This is a genomic window from Fibrobacter sp. (assembly GCA_012523595.1).
Classification (GTDB): domain Bacteria; phylum Fibrobacterota; class Chitinivibrionia; order Chitinivibrionales; family Chitinispirillaceae; genus JAAYIG01.
Genome location: JAAYIG010000134.1, coordinates 1 through 9165 on the forward strand (window position 1 = coordinate 1; position 9165 = coordinate 9165).

General features: G+C 43.9%; 4 protein-coding genes and 1 pseudogene. 4 read left to right on the plus strand and 1 reads right to left on the minus strand.

What is annotated here, in order from left to right; genetic code table 11:
- Nucleotides 1-565: 565 nt before the first annotated feature.
- A pseudogene (locus GX089_09050) lies at nt 566-1411 on the minus strand (pectate lyase).
- A gap of 265 nt (nt 1412-1676) precedes the next feature.
- Between GX089_09050 and GX089_09055 the strand changes: the two are divergent.
- The 4 genes from GX089_09055 (at nt 1677) to GX089_09070 (ending at nt 8656) form a co-directional block, all read left to right on the plus strand.
- A complete protein-coding gene (locus GX089_09055; GenBank protein ID NLP02628.1) occupies nt 1677-2639 on the plus strand; it encodes a cation transporter in 963 nt (320 codons plus the stop codon).
- Nucleotides 2640-2736: 97 nt separating this feature from the next.
- A complete protein-coding gene (locus GX089_09060) occupies nt 2737-5004 on the plus strand; it encodes an amino acid permease (protein NLP02629.1) in 2268 nt (755 codons plus the stop codon).
- Nucleotides 5005-5231: 227 nt separating this feature from the next.
- A complete protein-coding gene (locus GX089_09065) occupies nt 5232-6230 on the plus strand; it encodes a hypothetical protein (GenBank protein NLP02630.1) in 999 nt (332 codons plus the stop codon).
- Between the two features lie 509 nt (nt 6231-6739).
- Nucleotides 6740-8656, plus strand: a complete 1917-nt coding sequence (locus tag GX089_09070; GenBank protein ID NLP02631.1) for a T9SS type A sorting domain-containing protein — start codon at nt 6740-6742, stop codon at nt 8654-8656.
- Nucleotides 8657-9165 lie beyond the last annotated feature (509 nt).

The following is a 9165-nucleotide window of genomic DNA, read 5'->3' on the forward strand; positions in this document are numbered from 1 at the left end:
CCCAGGTAAAAACAATCGGGGTTATGGCTGATCCGCTGTCAACTGCCTGAGTTGTGTTTGAGGTTGCGGTAAGGGAGGGAACAGAGGGATCATTAACTATTATGGTGATTTCTGAAGACGTTTTGCTTGCGTTTTTGTTATCGGTGGCTTTGGCGGTGATAGTATAAGTGCCTGCCGCAACATTTGACCATGTGTATGAGTAAGGAGATGAGTTGTCGGTTCCAAGAAGGGTGTTGCCATTGTAAAATTCAACTTTGGAGACATTTCCATCGGGATCACTTGCATTGGCATTGATGGTGATTGTTGCCGGTGCATTGAAAGAGGCATTGTTAGCCGGTGAAGTAATTGATACTGAAGGTGGCTGATTGACCTGGCCTCCTCCGCATGAGGAGCAGCCAGTGGGATCGGAAAGAGTAGCCCCGGCACAGTTTTTTATGGGGGTGACAATGGTTGTCGGGTTCGCGACAGTGATGGAATAAGGCGGGGTAAATGCTGTGTTTTTAATCAGATCAGATGCTCCGTAGTTGTTAACCGCCCTGATAGCGGTGTAATCCTTATCGTATTCATCGATTGGCTTTTTCTGATTGTCAAAATAGTTGCCTTCCGCAAGAATGTTTGCCTTGTAACCGGCGCGAATACAGTTATTGGCAACACTGCTTGAAAAGAGACTATTTACCATGTGCAGCTTCCCAAATCTCATCCTGGGCATACGCTCCTTTACACCTTCACCCCACCAGCAGTAATAGAATGTAACATTCAGTTTGCCTTCATCCTGAGTTGCTCCATCCGAGGAACCGATCAGGTTTGAGTACCGGTGGTCATTAGAACCACCTGATCCTCCAGATTTTGGAGGTTTTTCGTAGCTGAAAGTACACCAGGTTACAGAGATGAAATCGGAGGCGTTTTTGATATCGAAGTTTCCATCCAACCCATCATGAAACTCACAATGATCAACCCAGAAATTGGTACACGCATCGATACACAAGTTATCGTAACCATCGGTATCGTAAGCACCCGGGCCTTCCAGAATCAGATTACGCATAATAAAATTTGAGCATCTTTTGATGTAGAAAATACCTGAACCGCTTGCAGTCATATCTGAAGACACCAGTTTGGAGCCCGGCAGTCCTATGATCGATTTGCCGCTCTGGTCCTGAATAGTAATTCTTCCGCCAGAGGGGATGTTGATGGTGCCGCTGATGTAGACTACTTTGTTGGAACTTGAAGTGAGGGCGCTTTTCAAATCATTGTAATTTGATACTGTTACAGGTGCAGCATTGCCTCCGCCGGTGACACCGCCGTTTTGCGTAGCCCATCCTACCGGCTGACAGAGATCCTGAGCGGATAAGGTGCCCTGAAAAATCAGGCATAAGAGAGGCAACCAGAAGAAAGAAGCCCTGGTAGTTTTCATAATTACTCCTTTTAAGAGAAGATGTTTTTCAGGAATTCGCCAAAATTAATGTAACCATAATATAAGCAAAAAAATATAATGATGTTAAAAAATTTATTAATGTCGTTAAAAATTACAGTAAGTCTGTAACCAGAAGGATTTATTCTTCAGCCTATAACCCTTGGTAGTTTGATTGTGTGATGTTTTCTATGTTTTTACAATGGCAGGTTTACAATCCGGTTTAAAATGTATATTGCCTGAAGAGATATATCAGACAGGAACACAGATGGAAAACAGGGATCCTGAGCATAAGATAGAAACTGATCTTCTCTCTACAATTAATGATGAGGATGTCAGAGTTCGCCAACTTCGTACAGAGCAGGTGGTCAGTCTTGGTCTCTGGGCTAATGCGATTTTGGCACTCCTTAAGCTTTCATCAGGAATAATCGGCCACAGCCAGGCCCTTCTTGCCGATGGAGTAAACTCGCTTTCCGATGTTGTTTACTTTATAGTGGTGCGGATATTTGTTGTCTTCTCCGGTAAACCTGCAGACCCGGAACATCCCTACGGTCATCATCAGTTCGAGAGTATCGCAGCTCTTGTTGTAGGTGCATTTGTAATCACTACCGGTCTGGCGATTTTCTGGGATTCTGTAAACACAGCTTTCCGGATGTTGATTGGCACCATAGAGAGTGATCCTGTTCGGGGATTTACCCTCATAGTAGCCTTGTTTACTATTGTATTAAAGATGGTTTTGATAATAAAAGCAAGGAATGCCGCAGACAAAACAGGCAGTATTGCAATTTCAGCACTGGCACGTGATCATCGTAATGACATTTTCGCCTCAAGCGGAGTATCAATTGGTATTCTATTTGGATTGGCAGGTATCCCCTGGGTTGATCCCCTGGCAGGGGCCATAGTGGCGATTCTGGTCACTAAAACAGGAATAGATGTGCTTCGGGAATCGAGTGCTGAACTAATGGATACCGTGCCCAGTCAGGAGATCGACACTCAGATCCGGCAGCATCTTTCGAGGTTTCCCGGAATCAAGCAGATAGAGAGTATTCATGCCCACAGGTTCGGTCCCTACTTTGTAGTGAATATAACCGTGGGGGTGGATGGCTCTATGAGTATTTACAAAGGAAACAAGATTGCTGATGCAGTGGAGGAGCATCTTCTAAAACGGATGGACATGCTTCGCAGGGTTTATGTCCATTATCATCCGGTAAAACTTAAGACCGGAAGTTGAATTCTATAAAGCATGCTTGTTCTGCAACAGAGAGCAGGGAGATATTTGGCCGAATAAGATAGTTTCCCCGCCTGTTTCCGTAATCTATACTTATTTTATGTCTCTTAATACCCAAACTGCCCCTGCTCCTGTCATAAAGCTGCAAAGAGATAAAAGCGCGGCTGGGGAGCAAAAGAAGTTTTCCACTTTTTCCGGTGTCTTCACTCCCTCTATTCTCACCATTTTCGGCGTCATAATGTTTATGCGTGCGGGGTTTGTGGTGGGTCATGCCGGTATCATTCAGGCGATCTTGATCCTCTTTATCGCCAAGATGATAACTACCACCACTGGTCTGTCTATTTCCGCTATCGCGACCAATACCGAAGTGAAGGGCGGTGGGGCATATTTTCTGATTTCCAGAACACTGGGTCCGGAATTCGGGGCGACGATCGGTCTGGTGTTTTTTATGGCTCAGGCACTCTCTGTGCCTTTTTATGTGCTTGGGTTTACAGAAGCTTTAATAATGACCATACCCGTGCTTAAGCCATACTACCTGATTATTTCATTTACAGTTGTTATAATTCTTTTTGTAATAGTCCAGAAAGGTGCTGATTGGGCAATAAAGGTCCAGCATGTGATCATGGCCATTCTGGGACTTTCCATACTGGCATTTTTAGGCGGAGCGGCCCTCAAGTTTGATCGTGCTCTGTTTGATGCAAACCTGACCGGGTTCACTGAAAGTAAATTTTCTTTCTGGCAGCTTTTCGCTATTTATTTTCCAGCGGCGACCGGAATCATGGCGGGAGTAAACATGTCAGGTGAACTGAAAAACCCAACCCGCTCCATTCCTCTGGGTACTTTGTGTGCAATTGGAGCCGCCCTGGTAATTTACACAGGCCAGATTCTGCTTATGGGGGGATCGATCTCCCGTGATGCTCTGATCGAACAACCATATCAGAGTCTCATAGGTTTAGCGCCATTTTACACCGGATTTCTGGTGGTGCTGGGATTTTTCAGTGTTACGCTTTCCAGTACTATATGTTCTCTAATGGGTGCTCCGAGGATTTTACAATCGCTGGGTCAGGACGGGTTGTTAAAACCGATTAACTTTTTTGCGCGGGTTTCCAGATCCGGCGAACCCAAAAGGGCTCTCTGGCTGACTCTAATAATTTCACTTCTGGTGATTTATTTTGCCGGTAGAGGCGGTGAGGGCGGAGCCCTTAACATGGTGGCTTCCATAGTGACTATGCTGTTTTTGTGGACCTATGGGATAACCAATCTGGCGGCTTTTACGGAATCATTCAGCAGAAACCCCTCTTTCAGACCCAGATTCAAACTTTTTCACTGGTTTCCCGCGCTAATAGGAGCAGTAAGCTGTTTTGCCGCGGCATTTCTGGTGGATGCTGTTGCTGCTCTGGTCGCGGTTGCGATTGTAGGCGGATTGTTTGTCTATGTGCGTAAGTTTATCCTTACGGCATCATTCGGTGATTCACGCAGGGGGTTTTTCTACTCCAGGACCAGGGATAATCTTTTTACTCTCGCACAACTTCCGGTTCATCCTAAAAACTGGCGTCCGACCATAGTGGTGTTTTCAGGAAATCCTCAGAACAGATTGACACTCACGAAATATGCAGACTGGCTTGGAAGTGGCCGTGGAATTGTGACTCTGGCGGCTCTGGTGCAGGGTAATTTGCAGGAGAAGATCAGGGAGAGGCAGGAGTATCTTAATGTGCTCAATGAGTTTGTCAAGAAAAACAGGATCAGGGCGTTTCCGGAGGTGCTTGTTACTCCGGATTTCGATCTCGGACTGAATCAGTTTCTCCAGGCAACATCGATAGGGCCGATCAAACCGAACCTGGTGATGTTTGGATGGTCCAGTGATCCGTCACGTGCTCCGGCATTTGTTCATTCTTTACAAACCGCAACTCTTCTCAAAATGAGTATCGTTCTTGTGCATGATGGCGGACTTCCCGGACACCATCAGAAGAAGCGTAAAATCGATATCTGGTGGCGGGGGGAGCGCAATGGGTCACTGATGATGATTCTTGCTTATCTGATATCACGGGATTCGGGGTGGTCCGGAACATCAATTCGTATCCTGAGGATTGTGCAGGATGAGAGTCAGATAGGGAAAGCAAGAAAAGAACTGAACGATCTGGTGGAATCATCGAGGATGAATATTGCGGTTGAGATAATTTGTTCCAGAGAGCCTTTTGAGAAGCTTGTACGCTTGCACTCTTCCAATGCCACGGTAATTTTTATCGGGTTTGAGGTACCGGATCTTTCCACAGCAGAGGTTTTTCAAAGCTCTTTAAGTTCCCTTCTTTCAGGACTCCCGACAACTCTTCTTGTGAGATCAACCGGAGAGGCTGATTTAACTTCATAACGCCTTTATCGGGGTCGGTATCGGAATCTCGGTATCGATGTACTGTGATCTTTGTTCTATCATGCCATGATTAAACTGATTAGATCAAGAAATGCTTATCCTTGATTTTAAAAGGAAAGAGAGATTTATTTTAAACTCGATTCCGATTCCGATACCAAATCGGACTAGAGAGCATACAGAGTTTTGTGATGGGAAATTTATTTGATGCTATGTGAAAAGGATTGTGTGTGAATATCTGTGTTTTTGGTATAGGTGGAGTGGGCGGAAGTGTTGGAGGAATGCTTTGCGGGAAGCTGCACGAAAGAGAGGACTATCGTGTTCATTTCATAGCACGCGGTAATCATCGGAAAGCAATACTTGAAAACGGTCTTGAGCTCAAGCTGCCCGATCAGAGAGTTATTTGTTGCCGCCCCAGCGGGGTATATCCCTCGCTAAGGGAAGCACCGGTTCCGGATGCTGTCCTTCTATGTGTCAAGGCATACGATCTACCGCTTGTAACTGAAGAGCTTTCAGACATTGGTAATCCGGACATGATGGTTATTCCTGTCATGAATGGTTTTGATATTTACCAGCGGGTAAGGAAAAATCTGAAAACGGGTCTGGTATTTCCATCATGCATTTACATCGGAGGGCGGAAGACCGGCGACGGGGAGTGTAATTTTTATTTTTCCGGCCCGCTGGTTTACGGCGCCGACCCGATGCGCAAGGATCACAGGCCGGAGAAACTTATTACTCTGCTTGATGAGATTATCGATAAAACTTACCTTGATGTCAAGTGGGTTGAGGATCCTTACCCGGCAATCTGGCAGAAATACATGTTCAATGTGGCTGTAAACCTGATGAATGCTTATACCGGAAAAACGCTGGGTGAAATCATGGCTGACGCTGCTTTAAAGCAGATGACAAGGGATATTCTTCATGAGACGGTGGAGGTTATCAAAAGAACCCCCGATGCTCCGGTTTTCCCTGATGCTGAGGGAAGGATCTGGGAGATAATAGAAAAGGCGCCGGCCAGTACCAAATCCGCTTATGCTGTCGATATAGAAAACCACTCAAGAAGAAATGAGGGTGAGATTTTCGGCAGAGCCATAATAGAGCTTGGCCGAAAAGCAGGAGCGGAGACCAGGAGGATCGAGGAGGTTTTTGGAGAGATCGAGACTCGTTTATCGGGGGAGCAGGAAGGCTGGAGAATTAATATCCCAGGGGCATCTTTATCTCTGGGGTGAAATTGTGACTTAAACAATTAAATTGAAAAGTTTTTTATTTTTAGGACTGTAGTACTGCGGTTTACTCTTTGGTAAAACTCAGTATACGACCTAAAATCCCCGCGTTGATTGTGATGAGGTATGGATTAAGACATACCAGGATGCTTAAACAGTATGTCTAATTGAACCTGCGTAAACTTGAGTCAATCAAAGATTCCTCAAATTATCTGTATATTCTGCGTTCAGATGTATTGAAAGGATTTACCGGAAAACCTGAAATGGTAAGAATTCTTTTTTTTAAGGTTATTGTTTCACCTTTGGGGTGAAACAGTGACTTAAACGCTTAATGCGAGTCAGAAATTCACCCCAGAGATGAATTACGGAGTCTGGTTAGTCCCGTAGGATAATTACTTTGGTTACAAAAAATGAGATAATTCACCTTATAATTATTTTAATTGTGCATAATTACATATTATTCATTATATTTTGGTTACAATCTTTTTGTAATTCCAACATAGAAGGGGGAAATTATGAGAAGTCAAAAATCATCATTGATTGTTCTGTTGTTTTCGGCTTATCTCCTTGCCCAGCCGGCGGTAATAAGCGAATCTGAAGGATGGCTGGAGTCGGTTTTTATCAAATGGACGCCAGTTGCAGGTGCCCAAAGGTACAATGTGTACTACAGTGGAGAGGGAGTAACTGACCGGAAAATTGATGATCAATTGATACGCGGCTATGGTTCATATTTCCGCGCCGATATTCCCGGTCTCAAGGCCGGGACTTACACTATCAAAGTGGTACCTGTCATTTCGGGAGTGGAAGGGGAAGCAGTTGTATCGGGTCCCCTGACTGTGAAAGCTCATGACCGCTCAGGTTTTGCTTTCTGGAATGGACGAATCCCGGGAGCCTACAAGGCTGACGGAACACCTAAAGACGGAGCGGTGGTGTTATATATCACCGAAGGTAATAAAAACACTGTTTCCCTCGATGTGACGGGGGCTACAGAAAATCCCTGTGTTGGTCTGCAGACAATTCTCGATGGGTTTAAAAAGGGCAAAGATACCCGTCCATTGATCGTTCGATTGATAGGGCAGATTACTGATTTATCCTATATGTATAACGGAGATATTGTAATAGAAAACAAGAACAATGCATCGGGTTATATAACCATTGAGGGGATAGGCAATGATGCAGTTGCAGATGGGTGGGGTATTCGAATTAAAAACGCAACCAATATTGAGATCCGGAATATTGGATTTATGAACAACAATAGTGGTGAGGGAGATAATGTTGGATTGCAGCAGAATAATGATTATATCTGGGTCCATAACTGTGACTTCTTTTATGGAGATGCGGGAAGTGATGCTGATCAGGCCAAGGGTGATGGAGCTCTGGATTGTAAGAAATCAACTTATGTGACGTTTTCCTACAATCATTTCTGGGATAGTGGAAAAAGCAACCTTCTGGGCTTGAGTGAAGGAACTACATCCGGTTTATTTATAACCTATCATCATAACTGGTATGATCACTCCGATTCCCGTCATCCTCGTGTCCGCTTTTATTCCGCACATGTTTACAACAACTATTATGATGGTATTTCAAAATATGGAGTGGGAGCAACCGAAGGTTCATCGGTTTTTGTAGAGGCCAATTACTTTCGCAATTGCAAATATCCGATCCTGATTTCAATGCAGGGCAGTGATGTGTGGGATGGTTCAGGAAATGATTACAAAAATAAGCCAACATTCTCCAAGGAGGATGGTGGGATGATAAAGGCTTTCAATAATTTTATATCCGGTCAGGAGCGTTTTGTTCCCTATGGAGATCAGAGCCCGGACTATAATATTCCAGGAATGATCAGTTCTACAACGGACTTTGATGCTTATGTTGCGACAAGCAGAGATGAAAAAGTCAGTGGATCTGTTAAATCGGCCTACGGAGAAAACACATACAACAATTTCGATACTGATCCTTCTTTAATGTACACATACACTGCTGATGTTCCGGAGGATGCCAGAGCAAAGGTCATGAAATATGCCGGGCGGGTTGATGGTGGTGACTTCAAATGGGCCTTTAATAATGCGGAGGACGATGATTCCTATGATGTAGATCCGGAGTTGAAAGCTGCATTAAAGGGCTATAAGACAACTTTACTGTTTGTGCAGGGGGAGGGAGGTTATACTGCGGTAAAGCAACAGCAGGTCAGTGCAGACGGTAAGAATATTCATCTTAATCCGGTAACCGGTAGAATGTCGATATCTGCGTATGAAAGGGTGAAAAAAATTGAGGTCTACAATATGGCCGGTGTTCTGGTGAAGAGTATCATAGACAAAGCAGAATCGAAAGATGTGGATATAAGAAATCTGAGGAATGGGAGCTATCTGGTAAGAGTATTTACAGAAAAAGGTGTGTTTAATTGTAAGTTGATAAAGAGTGATTATAAATAAAAACTGGGATTATCGGATAAAGGAATTATTGGGGAAAGTATTCCCCCTTTTTTGAATCAGCCTGAGAGTGTGGTCTTGTGTTTATAGAGTTATGAAAAGAGAAAATCACTGGTAATAAATCAGGATGTTTTTCGGTGTTGGGTTGATCTCAGAGGAGAATTGGTGATTTAAAGATTTAAGTTCATTTTACCCCAGAGATGAGACAGTGGTATAAGACTCGGAAGTATTTCAGTAATGGATTATATCGAAGATCAAATGGTGATTTGATGGTTTGAGTTATGATTTTGATTGAGATGATGGACAGAGGTGAATTAATGAACTGATAATTGGGTCATATTTTCATCTCCGAGGTTCTTACCTCAGAGTTCCTAAGTTAAAAATCGGGTGTGCGGAATTTTTTGTGTAAACTGGTATATAGTGCAGGTGTATTTAATGCTACAAATAATATAACTGCATAGTTTATGTAATTGCAATAGTGTTTCCAATAATTGGAACCCTTCCCCCATGGG

Coding starts and splice junctions, on each gene's coding strand:
- GX089_09055 (NLP02628.1), top strand. CDS start 1,677: ATGGAAAACAGGGATCCTGAGCATAAGATAGAAACTGATCTTCTCTCT.
- GX089_09060 (NLP02629.1), top strand. CDS start 2,737: ATGTCTCTTAATACCCAAACTGCCCCTGCTCCTGTCATAAAGCTGCAA.
- GX089_09070 (NLP02631.1), top strand. CDS start 6,740: ATGAGAAGTCAAAAATCATCATTGATTGTTCTGTTGTTTTCGGCTTAT.